The organism is Streptomyces sp. NPDC050546 (assembly GCF_044457425.1).
GTDB lineage: Bacteria > Actinomycetota > Actinomycetes > Streptomycetales > Streptomycetaceae > Streptomyces.
In genome coordinates this window covers 231811-255544 of the sequence record NZ_JBITGX010000005.1, presented here as the reverse complement: position 1 = coordinate 255544, position 23734 = coordinate 231811, and the positions used below count along the sequence as shown (strand labels likewise).

General features: G+C 71.1%; 23 protein-coding genes, 1 pseudogene and 1 riboswitch. Of the genes and pseudogenes, 12 read left to right on the top strand and 12 right to left on the bottom strand.

Going from position 1 to position 23734, the window contains the following annotated elements:
• The first annotated feature begins 81 nt into the window (after positions 1-81).
• A complete protein-coding gene (locus ACIBK5_RS14920; protein WP_189724807.1) occupies positions 82-474 on the top strand; it encodes an FHA domain-containing protein in 393 nt (130 codons plus the stop codon).
• Between the two features lie 40 nt (positions 475-514).
• On the opposite strand, the gene ACIBK5_RS14915 is transcribed toward ACIBK5_RS14920, so the two are convergent.
• Both ACIBK5_RS14915 and proP read right to left on the bottom strand, forming a co-directional pair.
• Positions 515-1186, bottom strand: coding sequence for an O-methyltransferase (locus tag ACIBK5_RS14915; RefSeq protein WP_399019591.1), 672 nt, complete (start codon positions 1184-1186; stop codon positions 515-517).
• 104 nt (positions 1187-1290) lie between these two features.
• On the bottom strand, positions 1291-2688 hold the full coding sequence (proP, locus tag ACIBK5_RS14910) for a glycine betaine/L-proline transporter ProP (protein ID WP_399019589.1): 1398 nt from the start codon (positions 2686-2688) through the stop codon (positions 1291-1293).
• 275 nt (positions 2689-2963) lie between these two features.
• Between proP and ACIBK5_RS14905 the strand changes: the two genes are divergently transcribed.
• Complete coding sequence (locus ACIBK5_RS14905; RefSeq protein WP_399019587.1) at positions 2964-5009, top strand: phosphatase PAP2 family protein; 2046 nt, start codon at positions 2964-2966, stop codon at positions 5007-5009.
• On the opposite strand, the gene ACIBK5_RS14900 is transcribed toward ACIBK5_RS14905, so the two are convergent.
• Together ACIBK5_RS14900 and ACIBK5_RS14895 are read right to left on the bottom strand one after the other, a co-directional pair.
• The gene (locus ACIBK5_RS14900; protein ID WP_399019585.1) at positions 4993-5871 is read right to left on the bottom strand and encodes a hypothetical protein; all 879 of its coding nucleotides are present in this window, start codon (positions 5869-5871) and stop codon (positions 4993-4995) included. The genes ACIBK5_RS14905 and ACIBK5_RS14900 overlap by 17 nt on opposite strands.
• A 22-nt stretch (positions 5872-5893) precedes the next feature.
• Positions 5894-6274 carry a peptidase inhibitor family I36 protein gene (locus ACIBK5_RS14895; RefSeq protein ID WP_399019584.1) on the bottom strand — a complete coding sequence of 127 codons (381 nt, stop codon included), beginning with the start codon at positions 6272-6274 and terminating at the stop codon, positions 5894-5896.
• Between the two features lie 436 nt (positions 6275-6710).
• On the opposite strand from ACIBK5_RS14895, the gene ACIBK5_RS14890 reads away from it, so the two are divergent.
• From ACIBK5_RS14890 to ACIBK5_RS14875, 4 genes are all read left to right on the top strand, one after another.
• Positions 6711-7676, top strand: coding sequence for an ArsR family transcriptional regulator (locus tag ACIBK5_RS14890; RefSeq protein ID WP_399019582.1), 966 nt, complete (start codon positions 6711-6713; stop codon positions 7674-7676).
• 175 nt (positions 7677-7851) lie between these two features.
• Positions 7852-9060, top strand: a complete 1209-nt coding sequence (locus tag ACIBK5_RS14885) for an argininosuccinate synthase-related protein (protein ID WP_399019581.1) — start codon at positions 7852-7854, stop codon at positions 9058-9060.
• A gap of 62 nt (positions 9061-9122) precedes the next feature.
• Positions 9123-9854, top strand: a complete 732-nt coding sequence (locus tag ACIBK5_RS14880; protein WP_399019579.1) for a 2OG-Fe dioxygenase family protein — start codon at positions 9123-9125, stop codon at positions 9852-9854.
• A gap of 50 nt (positions 9855-9904) precedes the next feature.
• Positions 9905-10873 (top strand): DMT family transporter, encoded by a 969-nt coding sequence (locus ACIBK5_RS14875; RefSeq protein WP_399019577.1) that lies wholly within the window; start codon positions 9905-9907, stop codon positions 10871-10873.
• Here ACIBK5_RS14875 and ACIBK5_RS14870 read toward each other — a convergent pair.
• Positions 10808-11800 (bottom strand): LuxR C-terminal-related transcriptional regulator, encoded by a 993-nt coding sequence (locus tag ACIBK5_RS14870; RefSeq protein ID WP_399019575.1) that lies wholly within the window; start codon positions 11798-11800, stop codon positions 10808-10810. The two genes, ACIBK5_RS14875 and ACIBK5_RS14870, sit on opposite strands and share 66 nt — an antisense overlap.
• Before the next feature lie 289 nt (positions 11801-12089).
• On the opposite strand from ACIBK5_RS14870, the gene ACIBK5_RS14865 reads away from it, so the two are divergent.
• Together ACIBK5_RS14865 and ACIBK5_RS14860 are read left to right on the top strand one after the other, a co-directional pair.
• Entirely contained in the window at positions 12090-12233 is a 144-nt protein-coding gene (locus ACIBK5_RS14865; RefSeq protein WP_399019573.1) for a hypothetical protein, read from the top strand.
• Positions 12234-12237: 4 nt separating this feature from the next.
• Positions 12238-13050, top strand: coding sequence for a hypothetical protein (locus tag ACIBK5_RS14860; RefSeq protein WP_399019571.1), 813 nt, complete (start codon positions 12238-12240; stop codon positions 13048-13050).
• Positions 13051-13067: 17 nt separating this feature from the next.
• Here the strand turns inward: ACIBK5_RS14860 and ACIBK5_RS14855 are convergent.
• Positions 13068-13451 (bottom strand): annotated as a pseudogene (locus ACIBK5_RS14855) (ATP-binding protein); the annotation flags it as partial.
• Between the two features lie 91 nt (positions 13452-13542).
• Between ACIBK5_RS14855 and ACIBK5_RS14850 the strand changes: the two are divergent.
• Positions 13543-14370 (top strand): helix-turn-helix domain-containing protein, encoded by an 828-nt coding sequence (locus tag ACIBK5_RS14850; RefSeq protein WP_399019569.1) that lies wholly within the window; start codon positions 13543-13545, stop codon positions 14368-14370.
• Positions 14351-14542 (top strand): DUF397 domain-containing protein, encoded by a 192-nt coding sequence (locus ACIBK5_RS14845; RefSeq protein ID WP_399019567.1) that lies wholly within the window; start codon positions 14351-14353, stop codon positions 14540-14542. Before ACIBK5_RS14850 ends, ACIBK5_RS14845 begins: the two co-directional genes overlap by 20 nt.
• On the opposite strand, the gene ACIBK5_RS14840 is transcribed toward ACIBK5_RS14845, so the two are convergent.
• On the bottom strand, positions 14526-15695 hold the full coding sequence (locus ACIBK5_RS14840) for a steroid 3-ketoacyl-CoA thiolase (RefSeq protein WP_399019565.1): 1170 nt from the start codon (positions 15693-15695) through the stop codon (positions 14526-14528). The two genes, ACIBK5_RS14845 and ACIBK5_RS14840, sit on opposite strands and share 17 nt — an antisense overlap.
• A 217-nt stretch (positions 15696-15912) precedes the next feature.
• Between ACIBK5_RS14840 and ACIBK5_RS14835 the strand changes: the two genes are divergently transcribed.
• Positions 15913-17151 (top strand): cytochrome P450, encoded by a 1239-nt coding sequence (locus tag ACIBK5_RS14835; protein ID WP_399019563.1) that lies wholly within the window; start codon positions 15913-15915, stop codon positions 17149-17151.
• Positions 17152-17326: 175 nt separating this feature from the next.
• On the opposite strand, the gene ACIBK5_RS14830 is transcribed toward ACIBK5_RS14835, so the two are convergent.
• The 5 genes from ACIBK5_RS14830 to ACIBK5_RS14810 are packed head-to-tail and all read right to left on the bottom strand — an operon-like array spanning position 17327 to position 22784.
• Positions 17327-18166, bottom strand: a complete 840-nt coding sequence (locus tag ACIBK5_RS14830) for an ECF transporter S component (protein WP_399019562.1) — start codon at positions 18164-18166, stop codon at positions 17327-17329.
• On the bottom strand, positions 18163-19830 hold the full coding sequence (locus ACIBK5_RS14825; protein ID WP_399019560.1) for an ABC transporter ATP-binding protein: 1668 nt from the start codon (positions 19828-19830) through the stop codon (positions 18163-18165). Before ACIBK5_RS14825 ends, ACIBK5_RS14830 begins: the two co-directional genes overlap by 4 nt.
• The gene (locus tag ACIBK5_RS14820; protein ID WP_399020014.1) at positions 19827-20918 is read right to left on the bottom strand and encodes an energy-coupling factor transporter transmembrane component T; all 1092 of its coding nucleotides are present in this window, start codon (positions 20916-20918) and stop codon (positions 19827-19829) included. The genes ACIBK5_RS14825 and ACIBK5_RS14820 overlap by 4 nt, the downstream gene beginning before the upstream one ends.
• 22 nt (positions 20919-20940) lie before the next feature.
• Positions 20941-21579, bottom strand: a complete 639-nt coding sequence (locus ACIBK5_RS14815) for an SCO2322 family protein (RefSeq protein ID WP_399019558.1) — start codon at positions 21577-21579, stop codon at positions 20941-20943.
• A complete protein-coding gene (locus ACIBK5_RS14810; RefSeq protein ID WP_399019556.1) occupies positions 21576-22784 on the bottom strand; it encodes a prenyltransferase/squalene oxidase repeat-containing protein in 1209 nt (402 codons plus the stop codon). Before ACIBK5_RS14810 ends, ACIBK5_RS14815 begins: the two co-directional genes overlap by 4 nt.
• Positions 22785-22896: 112 nt before the next feature.
• Positions 22897-23041, bottom strand: a riboswitch (cobalamin riboswitch).
• 18 nt (positions 23042-23059) lie between these two features.
• Here ACIBK5_RS14810 and ACIBK5_RS14805 point away from each other — a divergent pair.
• Positions 23060-23728 carry a phosphotransferase gene (locus tag ACIBK5_RS14805; RefSeq protein WP_399019554.1) on the top strand — a complete coding sequence of 223 codons (669 nt, stop codon included), beginning with the start codon at positions 23060-23062 and terminating at the stop codon, positions 23726-23728.
• Positions 23729-23734 lie beyond the last annotated feature (6 nt).

The window sequence follows — 23734 nt, the reverse complement described above, 5'->3', positions numbered from 1 at the left end:
CGTTCTATCATGCGGCGGGCTCAGGACCTGTCCGACACACAGGCCTGACAGGCCCACCAGGACGTCTCAGGAGGAGCGCACGTGCTCGAACTCACCATGGCCGCCGTGTCCCCGGCGGAGGAGGGTGCCACGGCCGGCATGCTCATGGCCGACGCGCCCAGCGAGCCGGGTGCCGTGCTGCGGGTGGGCCGCGACAAGTCGGTGTGCCGGCTCTCGACGCCGGACGACTGGCTGTTCGTCTCCCGGGTCCATCTGGAGTTCCTGTGCGGCCCCGAGGGGACCTGGCAGCTCACCTGGCTGCGCGGCTCCCAGCCCGACCCGTCCTCCGAAGTCCGGCTGACGGTCGGGGAGTACGCCCAGCCCCTCGCCTACGGCGGCACCGTCCCGCTTCCACGGGGCGGCAGCGGCGAGATCATCATCCAGGACCGCACCGCCCCGCGCAGCGTCAACGTGGGCTTCTACCACGAGGTCTGACCGCGACCCGCCGATCTCAGGGTCCTTGCACAAGGGCCCCTCAGGCCAGCACCCGGGCCACCGCGAACCCGTCGTAGCCCTTCGTGCCGACCGTCTGGATCGCCGTCCCGCTCAGCCTCGGATGGCTGCCGATCAGTTCGATCGCGGAGCGGGTGCCCACCACGTCCGGGGCCGAGCTGGCCGCGTCGGTCACCCGGCCGCCGCGGACGACGTTGTCGAGGACGATCAGGCTGCCCGTGCTGGTGAGCTTCACGGCCCACTCGACGTAGTGCGGGTTGTTGGCCTTGTCGGCGTCGATGAAGACCAGGTCGAACGGGGGCGGGTTCTCGTCGGCCAGCTTGGGCAGCGACTCCAGGGCCGGGCCGACCCGCACCTCGACCAGCTTGTCGAGACCGGCGCGGGCGATGTTGCGGACGGCGACCTCGGCGTGCACGGGGTCGTACTCCAGGGAGACCAGCCGCCCGTCGGCGGGCAGGGCGCGGCCCAGCCAGATGGTGCTGTAGCCGCCGAGCGTGCCGATCTCCAGGATGTGGCGGGCGCCCTGGATCTGGGCGAGGAGCTGGAGGAGCTTGCCCTGGTTCCCCGCGACGTTGATGTGCGGAAGCCCGGCGGCGTCGCTGTCGCGCAGCGCCGCCGCCAGGTCTTCGTCGTCCGGTGCGAGGTGGGCGGTGAAGTAGGCGTCGACCTCGTCCCAGACGTGCGACTCGCTCATGCACCTCTACCTTTCGTACGCATAGTTAGATTCCCTAACTACTGGCGCTGTCGAAGATAGTTGGTGCGGCGGTCCGCTGTCAGGGGGGTTTCGACCGGCGTGTCTTATTCCTCCGTGACGGACGGTGCCGAGCCCGGTAGCGGGCGTCCCGCCGACTCCGCCATGCGCCACACCGCGAAACCGCCGATCACGGCCGCGGCCATCATGTAGTACGCGGGCATCATCATGTCCCCGGTCGCGCCGATCAGGGCCGTCACCACCAGCGGGGTCGTGCCGCCGAACAGCGACACGGAGACGTTGAAGCCGATCGAGAGCGAGCCGTAGCGGACCCGGGTCGGGAAGAGCGCCGGGAGCGCCGAGGGCATCGCGGCGGTGAAGCACACCAGCAGCATGCCCAGCGCGCCCATGCCGAGCCCGACCGCGAGCAGACTGCCCTCGCGGATCAGCAGCAGGGCCGGGACGGACAGCAGCAGGAAGCCCGCACAGCCGGTGGCGATCACCGGGCGGCGGCCGACGCGGTCGGTCAGCGCGCCGACGAACGGCTGGGCGATCATCATCAGCGCCATCACACCGAGGACGACGAGCAGACCGTGCGTCTCGTCGTAGTGCAGCTGACCGGTCAGGTAGGTCGGCATGTACGACAGCAGCATGTAGTCGGTGACGTTGAAGACCAGCACCAGGCCGACGCAGAGCAGCAGCGCGCGCCACTGGCCGGTGATCATCTCGCGCAGCGGCACCTTGGGCCGGTTGTGCTCGGCCTTCTCGGCCTCGGCGGCGAACGCCGGGGTCTCCTCGAGGCGCATCCGCAGGTAGAGGCCGATGATGCCCATCGGACCCGCGATCAGGAACGGGAGGCGCCAGCCCCAGGAGGTCAGGTCGTCGGCGGAGAGCAGGGCGGTCATCAGGGTGACCAGGCCCGCGCCGCCGATGTAGCCGGCCAGCGTGCCGAACTCCAGCCAGCTGCCGAGGAAGCCGCGCCGCTTGTCGGGGGCGTACTCGGCGATGAAGGTGGAGGCGCCCGCGTACTCGCCGCCGGTGGAGAAGCCCTGCACGAGGCGGGCCACGAGAAGCAGGATCGGCGCGCCGACACCGATCGTCGCGTACGACGGGATCAGACCGATCGCGAAGGTGCCCGCGGCCATCATGATCATGGTGAGCGCGAGGACCTTCTGGCGTCCGACGCGGTCGCCGAGCGGGCCGAAGACCATGCCGCCGAGGGGGCGGACCAGGAAGGCCGCGGCGAAGGCGCCGAACGTGGAGAGCAGCTGCGCGGTGGGGTTGCCCGACGGGAAGAAGACCTTGCCCAGAGTGACCGCGATGTAGCTGTAGACACCGAAGTCGAACCATTCCATCGCGTTGCCCAGCGCGGCCGCCTTCACGGCGCGCTTGACGAGCGCGGGGTCGGTGACGGTGGTGTCGTGGGCCTTCGTCGTGCGGCTCTTGAGCGCGGACGTGGGAGCAATGACCGAGGCAGTCACAAGACTCGCTCGCCTACCTTTCATCGGGGACAGGGACGCGGTCCGCGCGGCGGCGCTGTCGAACGGGCCGAGAAAGCGACGATAGGCGGAGAATGCCCGCTCACGGGCGGTATGCCTTTCGTTGCAGGGTGCATCTAAACACCGGCTATGCAGGCACGCATGCCCGGCTGGGAGCGGTTCCCACGTGATCTTGATGTGATCCTTCTCGCGTTCACGAGAGGCAACCGCGCGTCGCGCGCACTATCGTCAACCGGATGAAGGGGGCGTAAGGGTCATACCGGGCAGAAGGCCAACGAGGCGTGACGAATGCGGAGCGCGGCGGACGACCGACGGAAGCCTTCGGAGCGACAGCCGTCGGCAGGCCTCACGCACGCCTGCGCATGGTTTGCCTCGGGCTGTGGCTGATCGTCGCCGTCCTCGCCGCACGGCAGGTGACAGTCGTCCTCGGCACCCCCCGCGGGGAGCGGCTGACGGCCCTGGAGACCTGGGTCGGGCCGAACGGCGTCCTGCATGTGAACGGCTCGCTCTACGACTCGACCCGCTTCACCGGCACCCCCTTCAACGGGCTCGTCCTCAAGCCCCTCACCCGTTCGGCCGAACAGGCACTCGGCTGGGGCTGGACCTTCGGCACGCTGCTGCTGGTCGCCGCCCTCGGCCTGATCGCCGCCCGCGCCCTGCCCCAGCCCATCGGCCGCCGCACGGCGCTGCTGGCCGCCCCCGTCGCCATCGGCCTGCTGATGCTGTCCCTGCCGGTCCGCAACACCCTGTGGCTCGGCCAGACCAGCATCATCCCGGTCCTGCTCGTCCTGCTCGGCTGCTTCGTCGCCCACGGGCAGCGGACCAGCGGACTGCTCATCGGGGTCGCGGCGGCGCTCCAGCCCACCCTGCTGCTCTTCACGCCCCTGCTGTGGTGCACCGGCCGCAGACACGCCGCGCTCTCCGGTGGCGTCACCTTCGCCGCCTGCACCGGGCTCGCCTGGGCGGCGATGCCGCACGACTCCTCCGTCTACTGGGTCCACCACCTGGCCGGCGTCGGCCTCGGCGGCCGGGCCGACGACCTCGGCAACCAGTCCCTGCACGGCGCCCTGCTGCGGCTCGGCCTGAACGGCCCCCTGGAGGTCGCGCTCCTCCTGGTCCTCGGCGTGGCCGTCGCCGTCCTCGCCCTGCGCCGCGCCGTGCGGTACTTCGGCGACGGCCAACTGCTCCTCGCCGTCGCGATCACCGGCTGCGCCGCCATCGTCGTCTCGCCCACGGCCTGGCAGCACCAGCTGCTGTGGGTGCTGCTCGCGGTCGTCGGCCGGGCCGGCAGGCGCGCCCGTGACCGGTACGTATGGCCCGTCGCCGTCGTCCTGGTCATGACCCTGCCGACCAGGCTGCTGCTTCCGGACATGGCGGCACTGGACCCGCTGCGCGCCGAGCTCGTCCTGCTGGCCGCCCTGGCCGCCGCCGTGGCCGTGCCGTTCCTGTCCCGGGCCTCGCCGTACTACCAGTCGCCGACACCGACCGCGTACGCGCCCGCCGCCCCGGCCCGCTTCCGGCATCTGCCACCGCCCTTCCTGCGCCGGGCCCTCACCCGGCCGAACCTCCTCCTGGAGCTGCTCCTCCTCCGGGCCGCCTACGCCGCCTACTCCCAGGTCCGGCTCGCCGCCACCGGCGGAAGCATCTCGGCAGGCCGGGCCGAGGCGGAGGAGCACGCCTGGCAGATCCTCGGCCTGGAACGCGCCCTGCACATCGACATCGAGCACTGGGCCAACCACGCCGTGGCGCGGACCGGCTGGCTGCGGGACTTCTCCGACTTCTACTACGAGTCGTTCCACTTCGTCGTCCCGCTGGCCGTCCTCGCCGTCCTGTACTGGCGCCGCCCCGCCGACTACCGCTGGGCCCGCTCCGCCATCGGCTTCGCCACCCTGCTCGCCCTGGCCGGCTTCTGGCTCTACCCGCTCGCCCCGCCGCGGCTGATGCCGACGCTCGGCTTCGTCGACACCGTCCACGGCGTCCAGGACTTCTCCCAGCCCGACTACGGCACGCTCACGGACATCACCAACCAGTACGCGGCCATGCCGTCCCTGCACTTCGGCTGGTCGCTGTGGTGCGGGGTGGTGATCGCGATGCTGGCAAGCCGGTGGTGGATCAAGGTGCTGGGGCTGGTGCACCCGCTGCTCACCGGCTCCGCGATCGTCGTGACGGCGAACCACTGGGTGCTGGACGCGGTGGGCGGGGCGGTCGTGGTCGGGGCGGGCTTCGGGCTCGTCCACGTGCTGACGGGGCCGCGGCCGGCCGTCGCGGGGCGGGCCGCGGCAGGGGCGCCGGAGAAGGCGGGCCGTTCCGTCAGTGCCGGTCGATGATCTCCCGGGCCTGTTCCAGGTTCCTGGCCTTCGCGGCGGCGAGCCGGGCGAAGTAGCCGCGGTCACTCGCCACGGACTGCCGCTGGAGCCGGGACTCCGCCCCGAACAGGACGGCGACCAGGCGAGTGCGCTGTTTGCACCGGACGTCCGCCATGGCTGTGGCGATCTCTTCGCGCGACGCCCCGGGCGGTTTCCGGGACCACCAGCGGGAATCGGCGATGGACTCGTCGGGTGTGCGGTAGTCGAAGCCCTTCTGCCGCATGCACGTTTCCCAGTTCTTCAGCGCCGCGCGCGACTCCGGCTCCTTCTTGGCCCGCGCCAGAATTTCGGAACTCAGTCGGTTGAAACGGTCGTAGTCGGCATTCGCCCCGTCGCGCTGAAGACGGTCGTTCGCCTTGTATCCGCAGCCGTTCTTCTCGTCGTAGGCCGCTCGCATGCCGGCGGATCCGAGTTGTTCGTCGCGTTTCTTGCGCAGGTTCGTGATGTCGGTGCCCGCCGACATCACCGCCGCATTCGCGTGGTACCCGAATTTCCGGGCCACCGCTATTTCGATGACCCCGTATCGCCGTCGGTTCTTCAGGTCGTCGATATGTGCGGGATAGTCGAGGACTTTCCAGTCATGGCCGCGGGCCCGCATGCACGACCGCATCAGCAGGTCGCGCGCCTCGGCGACCACGAACGACTCCAGATGGGAGGGTTCGTAGGCGTCGAACGGCAGGATCAGGCCCCGTACCTCGGCGGTGGGGGCCACGGGCTCGGGGGCGCTGTCGCTCCGGGGCGCGGCACTCGCCGCACAGCCCGTCGCCAGGACCGCCAGCGCCGTGAGGAGGGCGGCGCGGGGGTGTGTCACGGTCGGAGACATCTCTGCACCGCCCTCGTCGCGTCTAGCGGAAGTCCACGCAACTGGCCTTGTTGTCGAACGAGTTGTTGCTGAAGTCCGCGTCGACGGAGTTGGCGCGGGCGAAGTAGTTGTCGCCGGAGCAGCCGACGTTCTGGTACAGCGCCACGTCGCGGCTGGTCTGGTTCTTCATCGAGCTGGCACCGTTGTCGACTCGGCTCGACGTGCCGTTCCAGAAGGTGTTGCTCAGGTCGTGGTCGTCACCCGAGAAGTTCTTGCTGCTGCCCCCGAAGTCGTCGTGCTGGAACAGCCAGAGGTAGGTGGCCTGGGGGCCGGTCTCGGCGGCGGTCGCCGTCTGGGCGAAACCGAAAGCGGTCGCACCCACGAGCGCGACGGAACCGATGGCGGCGGCAATTCTGCGACGCATTTCTCTCCCTGAAGTGGGGGTGGCTTGGCTCTTTCGGCTTTGATTCCACAGGCTGAACATGACTGCGTCAACAAAGCACCGAGGTGTTGGCCGGATGTGAAATGCGGAGTATTCCTCCGCGGTCGTCGGAAGAGAGCGCTTCACATGAGAGTTTGGAACGACGTCGAAGGGCGGATCACGTCATTCCGTTTGGCGGTTGGCCGAAAGAGGTGCCCCCGCCACGTTTCGAGACTGATGGAATGTCCCGGATGTGCGAGAAAATGATCTGGCGGGGCGCCTGATGCGTCTGTGAGGATCTCGATCCGACGGGGGGCTGTCGATCGTGACCGGATCGACGGCTGCCGCCCAAGGACGGCGGGGGGATCGAGTGATTTCTGTACGTTTGGGTGCCGATGCGCTGACCGATGCGACGTTCGCGATGTCTCCGTTGGCGCAGATGGTGTTTCTGCTGGGGCTCGGCAGGACCGCCGACGGCGCGGGACTGCGCATCGAACGCTCCGCGGCACGCGAGGTCCTGTTCCGGAAGGACCTGCACCTGCTGATGGCGCTGCGCCGGGAGACCCGGACCTATGCGCCCGGTTTCCTCTTCGCCCACCGCGACCTGTACGGCTCACTGGACGCGGAGTTGCATCAGCTGGCGTCGACACCCAGTGCCGTGGTCGCCCGCCAGATGGACCGCTTCCTGAAGCGGGGGCAGTACGGAAGGCCGTCGAGGGCTTCCGCGGACACGCGGACGATCACCGCCGCGCTGGAGGCCGGGGAGCGGTCGTTCGTCGAGCGGGTGGCGTCGGAACTCGCGCAGTACTGGCTGGCGTTCCTCGCGGACCGCTGGGATGTCACGCAGTCCCGGATCGAGGCGGACATCCGGCACCGGGCCGCTTCCATGGCCAGACGGGGACTGAGCGCCACGCTCAACTCCCTGCACCCCGCGGTCTCCTACGACTCCGGCGCGCTGCACATCCGCGACGAGCGCTCCTGGAAGGTGTGCGAGTCGACCAGGATCGTGCTGCACCCCTCGCCGCTCGTGTCGACCTGGCTGCTGCGGGACGACCCGTGGGGCGAGGACGGCACCCATCTCGCGTATCCGATCGGGCCGAACGGCGCGGAGAGCGGCCTCCCGGTGGAGGAACCGGCGGCGGACGCGCTGGGCAAGGTGATCGGGGAAGCGCGGCTGCTCCTCCTGTCCGACCTGGGCAGCGCCCGCACGACCACGGAACTCGCCGAACGGCACCGGATGAGCGCCTCGACGGTCTCGTACCACCTGCTGAGGCTGCATCGCGTAGGGCTGCTCAACCGGACGCGGGAGGGCAGCCGGGTGTACTACCAGCGCACCCCGGAGGCCGATCGCCTGGTGGCCCGCCGCGACCGCCGGACCCTCACGCGCCAGTTCGCCGACGCGTAGCGGCGCGCCGGCCTCGCCGGTGTCGGAAAACCACCGAAAGCGCCCTCCGTGTGTCGGTTCTCCGCGGCGCTTCCGGGTCCGGTCATGGCCGGGCACGGACGCCGGAATCCGTTGTCGCGTGCCTTCCGGCACGGAAGTCTCGTGCCCTGTGACCAGTGCAGAGGTTGAAGACGCCATGCGTTCCCCGCTCATACGTTCCTTCTCGCAGCTCGGCTCCCTGGACCCGGACCGCCCCGTCGTGACCCTGTTCAGCGGCGGACTCGACAGTTCGTATCTGCTGCTGCGGCTGCGCCGGATGGGCGTCCGCGAGGTGCACGCCGTGAGCGTCGACATCGGCGAGGACGAGTCCAGTACCTACAAACGCCAGGTGGCCGAAGCGCTCGGCGCGACGATCCACATCCTCGACCGGCGTGCCGAGTTCGCCGACCGTTACGTGGCTCCCGCGATCGCCGCTCAGGCCGTCTACCTCGGTCTCCACCCGGTCAGCTCCACGCTGAGCCGCCCGCTGATCGCCCACAGCGCGGTCGGACTGGCCCGTGCGCTCGGCGCGCAGGCCGTGCTGCACACCGCCAACCGCTCCCAGAACACCCTGCGCCGTCTCAACGGGGCGCTGGCACTGCTCGGTTACGAGGGCGCGTTCGGCAGCCCGTACGATCTCGATCCCGTCACACGCGACGACAAGCTCGTCGAACTGCGCGCCGCCGGTATCGACCTGCTCGCCGGGCGGATCGTCAGCGGCGACTCCAACCTCTGGTGCCGCGAGTTCGAGTCGGGCATCCTCGACGACCCCGAACTCCACGAGGTCCCCGAGGAGATGTACACCTGGAGCCGGCCGACCGCCCGCCCCGGCGACACCGACACCCTGACCGTCACCTTCGAACACGGGCTGCCCGTCGCTCTCGACGGAGAACCGCTGCCGCTGACCGCGCTGGTCGAGCGGCTCAACCGGCGGGTCGGCGCGTACGGACTCGGCCGCTACTCCGGTCTGGAACACCTCGATCACGGCGAGAAGGTCCTCGAGATCCGTGAGATGCCCGCCGCCTGGCTCCTGCTCAGCGGCTACCGGCACATCGAGAGCGCCTGCCTGGACGCCGAACTCATCCGCGAGAAGCGGCATCTGGAACAGGTCTGGACGCGGGAGGCCCTGGAGGGCCGCTGGTTCGGCGAGCTGAGGCTCGCGGCCCAGGTGTTCATCGACGCCTGCGCAGCCCGCACCACCGGCTCCGTGACCTGGCGACTGCGCACCGGCGGCGCCGACACGCGCTCCATCACCGTCGGAACACCGCTGTATCTGCGAGACCGGGAGAAGTGGGAGGAGCGGGCGATCGCCGCGGAGTCGGCGCCGTTCGTCCCGGTGGCGGAGTCCGTTCTCGCCGCCGTCTGAGTGTTCCCTCCCGCCCTTCTCGTCCTCACCCCTCGCCCTCTCCTCTCCCCATGGAGTACGCCATGACCACTGCCGCCGTCCGTCACCCCGCCGCCGTCGACGCCGTCAACGCCCTCGCCGGGCCCGGCGGTCATCTGATGCCCGCCGCACAGCTCTCCGCGCTGGCCGGTGTCGGCGCCGCCGACTGGGCGCGCTTCGCCGCCCACTGGGACGAGCTCACCCTCGACACGTACATGGCCGACGGAGGCACGTACCGGTTCCGTCGCTACGGACAGTTCGAGCTCGACCCGGCCGAGGGCGAACTCACCCTGCTCCCGCACGCGCCGTACCGACAGGAGTCGGACATCAATCCGCTCAACGGCGGCGTCGAGCGGGTATTCGACCCGCTGACCGAGTCCTTCACCGGTGATCCGCTGCTGCGCTCCGTCCTCGTCGAACTCGGCCGGATCTTCACCGCCGTCGACGGCACCGCCTCGTGGAACGTGAAACTGCACCCGTACCGCATCAGCGCCTCCGCGGACCAGCAGGGCCAGCCGGCGCCCGAGGGCCGGCACCGGGACGGCGTCACCTTCATCACCTCGCTGCTGATCGGCCGCAGCAATGTCACCGGCGGCGAGAGCGGCGTCTACTCCGACGAGGGTGAGCACCTGCTCACGGCTACCCTGTCCGAGCCCGGTGACCTCCTGCTGGGCGACGACCGCCGCACGCTGCACTCGGTGACCCCGGTGCGGCCGGTGGACTCCGAGCTCGCCGCTCACCGCGACGTCCTGGTGATCGCCTACACCGCGCGCTGAGCCGCCGCTCCAGCCCCACATCTCATCGTCCGCCGCCCTAGGAGTCCCACATGACCGTCAACGCGGCCCGCCGCGCCTGGCTGACCGATCTGCCCGTCCTGCTGGTCGCGGTGGTGTGGGGCTCCAGCTATCTCGCCGCCAAGGACATCACCACGACCCAGACCGTCCTGGCCGTGCTCGTCCTGCGGTTCGGGGTGGTCCTGCCGGTCCTGGTCGTCACCGGGTGGCGCAAGCTGCGGGCGCTCGACAGAACACAGATACGGGGCGCCGGCGTCCTCGGGCTGATCCTGTCGGGGATCTTCCTCCTGGAGACGTACGGCGTCGTGCACACCTCCGCGACCAACGCCGGGCTCATCATCAGCCTCACCATGATCTTCACGCCGCTCGCGGAGAGCCGGCTCACCGGCACCCGGCCCTCCCGGTCGTTCGCCGCGGCCGCGGGGCTCTCGGTGCTCGGTGTCCTGCTCCTCACCCAGGGCGCCGGGTTCAGCGCACCGTCCCTCGGTGATCTGCTGATGCTGGGCGCGGCCGTGGCCCGTACCGTGCACGTCCTGGCGATGTCGCGCATGCGGTCGGTGCAGGGTGCGGACGCGCTGTCGATGACCACGGTGCAACTGGGCAGCGCGGTCATGGTGTTCGCGTTGCTGTTCGCGGCGCCCGGCACCGGCAGCACCCCGTGGGCGGCCACGGCGGGCTTCGACGCCGGGGACTGGCTCGGGCTGCTCTACCTGTCGGCGTTCTGCACCCTGTTCGCGTTCTTCGTGCAGATGTGGGCGGTGCGCCGGACATCGCCCTCCCGGGTCAGCCTGCTGCTCGGCACCGAGCCGGTGTGGGCCGCCGTCTTCGGAATCGCACTCGCCGGGGACCGGCCGGGATGGCTGGGGCTGCTGGGCGCGCTCCTCGTGCTCGCGGGCACGGCATGGGGCCGTAGCGCGGCCGCCCCGCGGCAGACGTCAGTCGTCGAGCCAGCCGAGCCGGACGGCGCAGACACCGGCCTGGAACCGGCTGGCCGTTCCTAGCCGTTCGGTCAGTTCGGAGACGAGGCGGCGGACCGTGCGCTCGGAGACCCCGAGCTTGCGGGCCATCGCCTCGTCGGTGAGTCCGCCCCCGAGCATCCGCACCAGCTCGCGGTGGCGGCCGGTCGGGTGCCAGTCGCCCTCGGGGCTGTCGGTCGCGGACTCGGTCAGCACGGCGGCACTGGCCCAGCAGTGCTCGAAGATCCCCCGGAACACCCCGACCAGCGTCTCGCCGCGCAGCACGACGGCGGCGATCTCTCCGTCCGATGTCTGGGACGCGGGCACGATCGCCAGCGAGCGGTCCACCACGATCAGCCGCAGCGGCAGGGTGTGCGCGGTGCGTACCTGGGCGCCCGCGCCGTTCAGCCGCCGCAGATAGGCCGTCATGTGCGGAGCGGTGGCCGCCGAGTTCAGATGGATCGTACGCATCTGTACGCCGCGGCCCAGCACGATCCGGTCGCGTTCGAGTCCGGCCTCGATGATCCCGGCGGGCAGCGCGCGGCCGGGGTGCATCGAGAGAACCTCCTCCTCCGCCCGCCGCGAGGCGTCCTCCAGGACCGCCGACACGTTGGCCATACCATTCACCACCTCCATCTGCACGGAGGCCAGGTCACGGGCGTGCACCGGCTGGAAGTCCGCCAGGACCCGGGCGAGCGAGGAGCGTGTCTGCCGGACGCTGTTCAGCAGGGCGTTCGTGTGCTGTTCCTCGTCGAGGAGCAGCTTGCGCAGCGCGGTGTCCGGGGCGAGTGCCGTCCAGCCGTTGTGGTTGTCCGAGGACGGTACGAACAGGCCGAGTTCGCCGAGCAGCCGGAGCGCCTCGGCGAGTTCCGTCCCGCTCCAGCCGTGGTTCTCGGTGAGGGTCTCCGGGCGCCAGGCCGCGTTGTCGAGAGCGAGTCGGTAGAGCTCCTGTGCTCGGGCGCGTGCGTCCATGTCATCCCCCTGTTGTTCACGAGCGCCATCCCCCTGACGCTCCGTCGAGGATCTTAGAAATGGTTCCGTCCATCGGAAAAGCCGCCGTCCGCGATACGGACCGCCGGACGGTCCCACGCCGTAGCCCCGGCCGTCGTCCGCCCCTGGCCATGGCCGGTCCCGGAACTCCCCTCGCCGTAGCCGCGAACGACCTCGCCACAACATGCTGAGCCCCCGGCGTTCGCCGCTGACCACACACGCGACGACCGTCGAACGACGACCTGTCGGACGACAATCCAGGGGGACCCTCATGTCTGCTCCTTCTCGCCTGCTCAATGGCCTGTTCGCGGTGCTCGTCACGGCCCTGGTCCTCGGTGGCGCGCCGAGCACCACGGCGAACGGCACCGAAGCCGTGGCCGTGGCCGCGAGCGGCGACTCGCTGATCTGGGGATGAGCCGATGGCCGGTCCGAGAGTCGCCGTCGTCGCACCGCTGACCGGTCCGCGTACGGACTGGGGAGCGGCCCTTCTCGGCCAGCTGGAGCGGGTCAGAGCGGCCCGCCCGGACGCCGCTGAGTGGCATGTGTACGACGAGACGCCGGACGTCGCCCGTACGGTCGCCGCTGCCGGCTACGCCGCGGTCGTCGGCCACACCGACGCGGAGGGGGCCCGCCGGGCCCTGCCGGTGTACCAGGCCGCGGGGCTGCCCTGTCTGCTGCCCTTCGTCCGGGCCGGGGCACCCGCACTGAGCTGGGCACCCGACGGGGACGCGCTGGCCCGCAGGATCGTCGAGGGAGCGCTGGCCCTGGGGGTGGACGCGCTCGCCGTCGCCCAGGACGAGGAGCCGGGCTGGGCGGCGCTCGGGCGCGCGGTCGGAGAGGAGGCCGGGCGGGCGGGGCTCGCGCCCGGCCCCGGTGGCGCGCTGGCGGTGCTGGCACCGCAGGACCGGTTCGCGCGCTTCGCACAGGGGGCGGGTCCCGTCCTCACCCCGACGGACTGCGGGCTGGTCTCCTTCGCTCGGCTGCGCCCTGCGGCATCGAACCGTGAAGTGTGGGCCGTCCACCCTCAGATGTGCGCGGGACGCCGGGTCAGAGCCGCCGTCACGCCACTCGCGCAGGCCCTGTCCGAGGCTCCCGCGCTGCGCGGTACGGCACTGACGGACGCCGTACGAGTCCGCTCGGGAACCCTGCTCACCGCCGAGGGAGCCCCGCTGGGCGACGGCTGGCTGATCTCCCGGCTGCCGTGGGTGTGCACGGCGGAGCCCCCGCTCTGACCCGGCACGGGGGCCTCGCACTCGAACCAGACCGTCTTCCCGCCCTCACGCCACGCCGACACGCCCCACTTGTCGGCCATCGCGTCGAGCAGGAGCAGTCCACGGCCGTTCTCCGACTCGGCGTCCAGGGAGGCCGGCGTGCGGGGGAGTTGATCGCTGCCGTCCGACACCTCCACCCGCACGCCGTGCGGCTGCCGCAGCAACAGCAGTGCGCAGCGCCGGTCCGGGACGTGCCGTACGACGTTCGCGAGCAGCTCCGTCACGCCGAGTTCTACGGCGTCGGACAGCTCGGGCATACCCCACTCGCCGAGAAACGAGCGGACGATACGGCGGATGTGGCGGGCGGCGTGTTCACCGACGGTGAGGCGGATCGTGTACTGGGCGGGAAAGTAATCGTTCACGAGACGAGCTTGGCGTGCAGTGACTACTCTCGGCTACGGAACGGATACAACCGGTCCCGTAGTGGACTGAGTTGCGTGAGAGGGGCTCTGCGTGACCAACATCAACGCCCTTGACCCGGGTGCCTCGCCCTTGGACTACTACGGCTTCGAGCTGCGGCGGCACAGGGAGGCGGCGGGCCTGACGCTGAAGCAGCTCGGGGGAATCCTCAACTACACCGGCTCGCTGGTGGGCCAGATCGAGACAGCGCGGAAGGTTCCGACGCCGGAGTTCAGCGAACGGGCGGATGCGGCGCTGGGCACGGACGGGATGTTCTCCCGGCTGGTGGAACTGGTGCTGCGGAGTCGGCTCCCGGCCTGGTTCCAGCAGGTGGCGGAGCTGGAGATGCGGGCCACCGAGATCTGCTCCTTCCAGACGCACATGGTCCTGGGTCTCCTCCAGACGCAGGGGTACGCGCGGGCTGTACTCGGGGCGTTGGACCAGACCGACCTCGAAGACCGCACGGCGGTACGGCTGGCTCGTCAGCGGGTCTTCGAGAAGGCGGAACCGCCGGTCTTCTGGGCGGTCCTGAGCGAGGCCGCGCTGCACTTGGAGATCGGGAGCCCGGAAGTCATGCGGGGGCAACTGGCCCACTTGTTGTCCTTCGAGCACGCCCCTCGGATCAACATCCAGGTGTTGCCGTTCTCGGCGGGTGCGCACGCGGGGCTGACAGGCTCATTCGACCTCTACCACTTTGCGAGCGATCCGACCATCGTCTACACGGAGAGCTACGGCAGTGGTCATCCGACTGCGAATCCGGACACCGTCAAGAACTGCTCGCTCCGTTACGATCATCTGCGAGCTGCCGCGCTCTCCCTCAAGGACTCGGCGAAGCTCATCCGGCGCGTGATGGAGGAACGCTATGGGGATCCAGTGGCATAAGTCGTCGTACAGCAGCGACCAGGGCGGTCAGTGCCTGGAGGTCGCCGAAACCCCGCACACCACCATCGCGATACGCGACTCCAAGAACCCGGCGGGACCGATCCTCACCCTCGACCCCGCCACGTTCTCCACCTTCATCAACTGGACGACGGCGACTACAACCGCTGAATGATCGTGCCGGTGGCCAAACCGCCCCCCGCGCACATGGTGATCAGCGCGAACTCCTTGTCCGTGCGCTCCAGTTCATGAAGCGCCGTCGTGATGAGCCGGGCCCCGGTTGCCCCGACCGGGTGCCCGAGGGCGATCGCGCCGCCGTTGACGTTCACCTTCGACAGGTCCTGCTCGAAGACCTGCGCCCAGCTCAGCACCACGGACGCGAACGCCTCGTTGATCTCGACCAGGTCGATGTCCTTCAGGGACATCCCGGCCTTCCCCAGCACGGCGTTCGTCGCGTCGATCGGTCCGTCCAGGTGGAAGTGGGGGTCGGACCCCACCAGCGCCTGGGCCACGATCCGGGCCCGGGGCCTCAGCTTCAGGGCGCGAGCCATCCGCTTCGACGCCCACATGATCGCCGCCGCCCCGTCGGAGATCTGCGACGAGTTGCCGGCCGTGTGTACCGCCGTAGGCATGATCGGCTTCAAAGAAGCCAGCGCATCCGCCGACGTGTCGCGCAGGCCCTCGTCCTTGTCGACCAGGCGCCACATGCCCTGCCCGGCGTGCTGCTCCTCCTCCGTCGTCGGGACCTGGACGGCGAAGGTCTCTCGTTTGAAACGCTCCTCCGCCCAGGCGTGGGCGGCCCGCTCCTGGGAGGCGAGTCCCAGCGCGTCGACGTTCTCCCTCGTCAGACCCCGGTGGCGGGCGATCCGCTCGGCCGCCTCGAACTGGTTCGGGAGGTCGACGTTCCACTCGTCGGGGAACGGCTTCCCGGGCCCGTGCTTCGAGCCCGACCCCAGCGGCACCCGGGACATCGACTCCACCCCGCACGAGATGCCGACGTCGATCACGCCCGCCGCGACCATGTTGGCCAGCATGTGCGAGGCCTGCTGCGACGACCCGCACTGCGCGTCGACGGTCGTCGCGGCCGTCTCGTACGGCAGCCCCATCGTGAGCCAGGCCGTGCGCGCGGGGTTCATGGACTGCTCACCGGCGTGCGTGACCGTACCGCCGACGATCTGTTCGACGCAGTCGGCGGGGATGCCGGTGCGGCCCAGGAGTTCGCGGTAGGTCTCGCCCAGCAGGTAGGCGGGGTGCAGATGGGCGAGCGCGCCACCGCGCTTGCCGATCGGGGTGCGTACGGCTTCGACGATCACGGGTTCGGCAGCCATGGGTGCGGGTCCTCTCCGGGAGGCTACGCGGAACTAGTACGCGTTCTAGTTCTGTCAGCAGTGTGCTGACGGTCACTCCGTGACCGCAAGGGTCGTGCGGGCAATTGAGGGGTCCATGCCTCTTGCTAGTTGTAGAACCCGTTACTACCGTCACCGCAACTCCGCACAGCTGATGGGCCGTCAGAACAAGAGTCGGTACGAGTGGTGGGAGCCGCCCATGCCCTGTCCCGCGCTGCCCGACGGGTTCGACTTCACCGACCCGGACCTGCTCCATCAACGTGTGCCCCTGCCGGAGTTCGCCGAGCTGCGCCGGGTCGAGCCGGTCTGCTGGGTGCCCCAGCCGGCCAATGTCGCCGGCTTCCAGGACGAGGGGTACTGGGCCGTCACCCGGCACGCCGACGTCAAGTACGTCTCCACGCACCCGGAGTTGTTCTCGTCGTACCTCAACACGGCGATCATCCGCTTCAACGAGCACATCGACCGGGACTCCATCGACGCCCAGCGGTTCATCCTGCTCAACATGGACCCGCCGGAGCACACCCGGGTCCGGCAGATCGTGCAGCGCGGCTTCACGCCCCGGGCGATCCGCGCCCTGGAGGAGCGGCTGCGGGCCCGGGCCCTCGCGATCGTCGCCAACGCCCGGGCGCACACCGGGCCGTTCGACTTCGTCACCCAGGTCGCCTGCGAACTGCCGCTCCAGGCGATAGCGGAGCTGATGGGCGTCCCGCAGGAGGACCGGGACAAGATCTTCGACTGGTCCAACAAGATGATCGCGTACGACGACCCCGAGTACGCCATCACCGAGGAGGTCGGCGCCGAGTCGGCCACCGAGATCCTCGCCTACGCGATGAACATGGCCGCCGACCGCAAGCAGTGCCCCGCCCACGACATCGTCACGCAACTGGTCGCGGCGGAGAACGAGGGCAACCTCAACTCGGACGAGTTCGGCTTCTTCGTGCTGATGCTGGCCGTCGCGGGCAACGAGACCACCCGCAACGCCATCACCCACGGCATGCACGCCTTCCTCACCCACCCCGAGCAGTGGGAGCTGTACAAGAGGGACCGGCCGTCGACGACGGCGGAGGAGATCGTGCGCTGGGCGACCCCGGTCGCCGCCTTCCAGCGCACCGCCACCCAGGACACCGAGCTGGGCGGCAAGCGCATCCGCAAGGGGGACCGGGTGGGGTTGTTCTACGCCTCCGCCAACCACGATCCCGAGGTCTTCGACGAGCCGGACGACTTCGACGTCACCCGCGATCCCAACCCGCACCTCGGTTTCGGCGGGGGCGGCCCGCACTTCTGCCTGGGCAAGTCCCTCGCCGTGCTGGAGATCGACCTCATCTTCAACGCCATCGCCGACGCCATGCCGGGGCTGCGGCTGGTCGACGACCCGCGCCGGCTGCGCTCGGCGTGGATCAACGGTGTGAAGGAGCTCCGTGTCAGTACGGGCGGCTGAGCGGAGCGAAGGCGACGGCCCCGGGGATCAGGGGGCCGCCGCCTGGCCGTCCAGAGAAGCAGCCTCCGCTGATGCCTGCAATGTCCTCTTTTACTAGGCGCGGCCGCATTCAGGGGTGTGGTCCGGCCCCTGACCGGGGCCGGTACCTACGGCCTCGCTTCGTACGTGACGTGGGTCATGTGGGCGGCTTCACTGCCGTGGGAGCGTCGAAGGTGACCGGCGTCTCGAACGCCGCCCGGCGTGTGGCGCGGCGCAGCGCCCTGAGCACCGCCGGGCCGAGGGTCAGTGTCAGGACGATGGTGACGACCGCCCGGCCGAGGTCCCAGCCGAGCGAGGTGGCCAGGCAGTACGCGAGGAAACGGGCCAGGTTGGCGGGGACCGTCGCCTGCGGGTCGAAGGCGACGTTCGAGGCGAGCGCGCTCATGAAGGGCCAGCCGGCCATGTTCATCACCGTGCCGTAGGCGAAGGCGGCGAGGAAGCCGTAGGCCGCGAGCAGGGTGAGTTCCGTCCGGCCGCGGAGGCGGTCCGGGCCCGGCAGCAGGCCCGCGCCCATCGCGAACCAGCCCATCGCCAGCATCTGGAACGGCAGCCACGGGCCCACCCCGCCCGTGAGCAGCGCGGACGCGAACATCGTCACCGAGCCGAGGACGAACCCGAAGCCCGGGCCGAGGACCCGGCCGCTCAGCACCATCAGGAAGAACATCGGCTCGATCCCGGCGGTACCGGCGCCGATCGGCCGCAGAGCGGCCCCCGTGGCGGCCAGCACACCGAGCATCGCCACCGCCTTCGGGCCGAGACCGGACTCCGAGATCGCGGCGGCCACCACCGCCACGAGCAGCACCAGCAGTCCCGCGAAGAGCCAGGGCGCGTCCTGCGCGTGGGCGCTGAGCTGTGAGGTGGGCGGGGCGAGGAAGGGCCAGCCGAAAGCGGCCACCCCTACGGCGCTGACCAGGAGCAGGGCGGTGAGGGAGCGGGGGCCGAGGCGGACGGCCCGGGCCTGGCGCTGGGCGTTCACGCGTCCGTCCCTGGTTGGAGGGCCGCGCGGACCTCGGAGACCGTGAGCCAGTGCTGCGGGGCCAGGATCTTGGTGACCTGGGGGGCGAAGGACGGCGAGGAGACGACGACCTCCGCGGTCGGGCCGTCCGCGATCACCTCGCCCTCGGCCAGCAGCACCACGCGGTGGGCGATCTCGGCGGCCAGTTCCACGTCGTGGGTCGCCAGCACGATGGCGTGCCCCTCTGCGGCCAGCTCGCGCAGCACACCGACCAGGCGGGCCTTCGCCGCGTAGTCCAGGCCTCGGGTGGGCTCGTCCAGCAGGAGCAGCGGGGGCCGGGCGGTCAGTACGACGGCCAGGGCGAGGGCGAGGCGCTGGCCCTCCGAGAGATCCCGGGGGTGGGTGTCGTCGGTGACGCCCGGGAGCAGCTCGGTGACGAGGGCACGGCAGGTGCCGGGTGTTGCTCCCGCGTCCTGGTCGGCCGCCGTGCACTCGGCGGCGACGGTGTCGGCGTAGAGCAGGTCGCGGGGTTCCTGGGGGACGAGGCCTACCTTGCGGACGAGGTCCTTGGGGGTGGTGCGGTGGGGGGTGGCTTCGCCGAGCCGGACGGATCCGGAGGTGGGGGTGACGAGGCCGACCAGGGAGTTGAGGAGGGTGGACTTTCCGGCGCCGTTGCGGCCCATGAGGGCGATGGTTTCGCCGGGGGTGATGGTGAGGTTGATGTGGGCCAGGGCCTGGATGCGGGAGCGGGTTACGGAGAGGGCTTGGACCTCGCCCAGAGGGGTGGGGGGTGTGGATTGTTCGCGGGTGCGGGTTGGTTGTGGCTGGTCGCGCAGTTCCCCGCGCCCCTGAAGGGCGATGCCCTCGCGTCCCTCAAGACGCCCGCGGAGATCCCCTGCCTTGCGGCGGGCGTCTCGGACCGTCAGGGGGAGCGGGGTCCAGCCCGCCAGGCGGCCCAGGGCCACCACGGGCGGATACACCGGGGACACGGCCATCACCTCGGCCGGGGTGCCCAGGATCGGCGGCTCGCCCGGGGCCGGTAGCAGGGCGACCTGGTCGGCGTACTGGATGACCCGTTCCAGGCGGTGTTCGGCCATGAGGACCGTCGTGCCGAGGTCGTGGACCAAGCGCTGGAGGACCGCCAGGACCTCTTCGGCGGCTGCGGGGTCGAGGGCGGAGGTCGGCTCGTCCAGGACGAGGACGCTGGGGTGCGGGGTGAGGACCGAGCCGATGGCGACGCGCTGCTGCTGGCCGCCGGAGAGGGTGGCGATGGGGCGGCTCCGCAGGTCGGCCAGGCCGAGGAGGTCGAGGGTCTCCTCGACGCGGCGGCGCATCACGTCCGGGGCGAGGCCCAGCGACTCCATGCCGTAGGCGAGTTCGTCCTCGACGGTGTCGGTGACGAAGTGGGCGAGCGGGTCCTGGCCCACCGTGCCGACGACGTCGGCGAGTTCGCGCGGCTTGTGCGTGCGGGTGTCGCGGCCGGCCACCGTGACCCTGCCCCGCAGGGTGCCGCCGGTGAAGTGCGGCACGAGGCCGCTGACCGCGCCCAGGACGGTGGACTTGCCGACGCCGGAGGGACCGGCCAGGAGGACGAGTTCGCCCTCGGGGACCTCGAAGTCGATGCCCTGGACGGTGGGTTCGGAGGCACCGTCGTAGGTGACGGAGACATCCTCGAAGCGGATCACGACGGTTCCTTGGGCTCGGGGGCGACGAACGCGGGCAGCAGGCCGAAGAGGATCGCCGCCGCGGGCCAGACCGGGAGCGTGGGGGCCACGAGCGGCACCACGCCGGGGTGCAGGGCCGCGGGGTCACGGACCGAGGCGAGCACGAGCAGCGCGGCGACCGCCACGCCGGAGGCGACCACCAGCAGCGCGCGCAGGTCCCAGCGGTCCGGGCGGTACCGGGTGCGCAGCGAGCGCCGGCCGCCGAGCCGCAGACCCGCGAGAGCGGCGGCGAGGCCGACGAGCAGGACCGGGAAGCCGTAGGTGGCGCCCTCGGCGGTGAGTAGCCCGTACGTTCCCGCGCAGACGCCGAGCAGGCCGCCGAGGGTGAGGGCGGCGGTGGTACGGCGTACGGCGGGCGGGACCTGTGCGGTACGGCCGTAGCCGCGGGCGTCCATCGCGGCGGCCAGGGACACCGAGCGCTCCAACGCGCCCTCCAGGACCGGGAGGCCCACCTGAAGCAGGCCCCGGAGGCCCTTGTCCGGGCGGCCGCGCAGCCGGCGGGCGGCGCGCAGGCGCTGGACGTCGGCGATGAGGTTCGGCGCGAACGTGAGGGCGACGACGACCGCGACCCCCATCTCGTACAGGGCGCCCGGGAGGGACTTGAGGAGGCGGGAGGGATTGGCGAGGGCGTTCGCGGCGCCGACGCAGACGAGCAGGGCGGCCAGTCTCAGACCGTCGTACAACGCGAAGGTGAGGGCCTCGGCCGTGACCTCGCCGCCCAGGCGGATGCCCTGGGCCCAGTCGGGGAGGGGCACCTCGGGGAGGGTGACGAGGGTGTGGGTGCCGGGGATGGGGGAGCCGAGGACGATCGCGAAGAGAAGCCGGATGACCAGGACGGCGAGGGCGAGTTTGACGAAGGCGCCGTAGGAACGGGACCAGGGGGTCGGGGGGCGGCAGGTCGCCACGACGTAGGCGGATACCGCGATGAGGAGGCAGAGGAGCAGGGGGTTGGTGGTGCGGGTGGCCGCGGTGCCGAGGGAGAGGGACCAGAGCCACCAGGCGCCGGGGTGCAGAGGGGCCCGGGGCCGGCGCGGGGGGTGGGAGGGCACGTCGCTGAGCCGGTCCGCGCTGCTAAGCCTGGTCACGCCGCCGTACCTGCCAGATCGCCGCCGCCCCCAGTGCCGTCACCACGGCGATGCCCGCCAGCAGGCCCAGGGACGGGCCGCTGTCGTCGGACGTGTCCTTCCTCGCAGCCGGGGTCGACTCCCGGGAGCTCGCCACCTGCTCTCCGCAGCCCTTCTCCGGGTAGCCCGCGATCGCACACAGCAGGGCGTTCGTGTCGTAGCGCAGGGGCTTGGCGACCGTCGCGAGGGCCTCAGCCGTGGTCGCGTCGGGGGAGACGCGGGCGCAGGCCGTCCGGGCGGGGGGCGGGGTCTCGCCCTGGGGGGCGTCCGCCTTGGTGCCGGGGTCGATGACGAGCGCCACCCGCTTCTTCCCGTCCTGCGCGGGGGTCTTCGCGCAGATGGTCCTGAAGTCGGCCGTGCCGCGCGGCCGGGCCGCCTCGGCGGAGTCCTCGCTCACCGCGAAGCGGAAGCCCTGGACGTCGCCGTCGGAGGGGCGGGCCATGGACGGGCCCTGGGTGGCGTAGACCCAGCGGTCGCCTTCGCGGTCCCAGAACGACCAGTACCGGTAGCCGGCGGCCTGGGCCTGGCCCGCGCCCGCGATCAGCAGGAGCGAGGCCAGGAGGAGGAGAACGGCCCGGCCGATCACGACTGCTGCTTCTTCTTGCGGCCGGTGAAGAGGAAGCCGATGCCGATACCGGCGACGAGGCAGACCCCGACGTACCACCAGACGCCGAAGAAGTCCGACCCCGAGTCGTCCTTCTCGTCGGCCGCCGAGGTCTTTTCGGGGGCCTGCGGGGCCGGGCCCGTCGCGTTGAGCTGCTTCACCAGGTCCGTGCCGCCGAAGTCACGCGGGTTCGCGCCCGTCGCCTGCGCGGCGAAGATCAGCTGGGCGTAGGCGGCCGGGCCGCCCTGCTCGGCCCAGCCGGCGGAGTTCTTCTCCAGCCACCGCACGGACTTCCCGGCCTGCGCGGCCTCGCCCTGCGCGGCGAGTGCCACGACCGCGTCGGCGGTGTTGCCGTGGTCGGGCTGGGGGTCCGCGCCGGCGAGGGCGGAGGTGAGGTGGTCGTCGCCCTTGGCGAGGGTCTGCGTGAGGTACGCGGCCCCGTTGTCGGCGGCCTGTCGCGGTGTGGCCGGATCCGCGCATGTGGCGTCGGACTTCTTCCCGGCCTCCACCACCATGCCCTTGCCCAGGGCGCCGAGGACACCGGCCGCCGTGGCGTCCGCGTTGGCGGTCAGCTCGCCCTTCTTGTCCGGCTGGAACGCGAAGGCGCCGTCGTCGTCCCCACCGCAGGGGAGGGCGAGCTTCAGCAGGGCGTCGTCGGGCGACTTCCCGCCCTTCTCGACCTGGTCCGGCTTCTCACCGGCGGCGGCGAGCGCGCCGACGATGACCGACGTGGAGTTGGTGTCGCTGGCGCCGCCGGGCGCGTAGCCCCAGCCGCCGTCCTTGTTCTGGACGGACTTCAGCCAGCCGACGGCCTTGTCCGTGACGGCGTCCTGTCCGCCGAGGGCGGCGAGCGCCTGGACGGCGGCGGCCGTGGCGTTGGTGTCGAGCATGGTCTTGGCGTCGCACGCGGCGGCGGGGTCGGGCCGGTACGCGGCGAACCCGCCGTCCTCGCACTGCTGCCGGACCAGCCACTCGACGGACTTGGCGGCCGGCTTCTCACCCACCGTGTCCTGGGCCAGCAGGGCGAGCGACTGGCGCCAGACGCCGTCGAACTTGGGGTCCTTGTCGCCGTACAGGGCGGAGGGGAACGCCTGGGACGGAGTCGGTGACGGTGCGGCGGCGGCCGGCGTGGCGGCGCCGATCACGGTGGCGGCGGCCAGGACGGCGGCGCTGCGGCGGACGTTCATGATCGGCGGGTGCCTCTCCCTGTGAGGGAGCCGGGCAGCACGGGACACCCCGGCGGCTCGGCTCCGTATACCTCGACGGTGCCGTGCACCGGCGGGCGCCGGGCACATGAGCCGGTCACGATCCGTACGGGGCGATCCGGCTCACCGCCTGCCTCGGCGGGCGGTTCACGGTTGCGGGTCAGCGCCGGAATTACACCGGCTTCTCCCTGTACGGGTGATGACGACCCGCCTACTGTACCCGGAAGTAGCAAAACGGCCGAGAGTACCTTCGCCCCATGCCGACCACACCGCCCGGAAGACTCCTCGGCTCGGGCCGCCGTGCCGATGTGTACGAGATCGACGAGATGTGGGTGCTGCGCCGCGAACGGGAGGGCGGGGGAGACGCGGCGGCGGAGGGCGCGGTGATGGAGCACGTGCGCGCCCACGGCTATCCGGTGCCCCGCGTCCGCCCGACCGGCTCGCGCACCGACCTGGTGATGGAACGGCTCTCCGGCCCGACCATGCTCCAGGCCTGCCTGGCGGGCACGCTGGAGGTGGCGGAGGCCGGTTCGATCCTGGCCGGGCTCCTGCGCGACCTGCACACCGTCCCCGCCCTGCACTCCACCGACCCGGTGGCCCGCGTCCTCCATCTGGACCTCCACCCGGAGAACGTGATGATCACGCCCGAGGGGCCGCGCGTCATCGACTGGTCCAACACGGAGGAGGGCGACCCGGGGCTGGACTGGGCGGCCTCGGCGGTGGTCCTCGCCCAGGCAGCGGTCTCCGGCGACCCCCTGGCCACGGCCGCCCGCACCATGCTGGCCGCCCTCCTCGCCGACCCGTCCCCGCTCACACGGCCCGCCCTGACGGAGGCCCGGAGCCGCCGCGCCTCCAATCCGACGATGAGTCCGGAGGAGGTCGAACTGCTGGACACGGCCGAGGAGTTGATCCTGTCCCTGAGGTAAACCGGT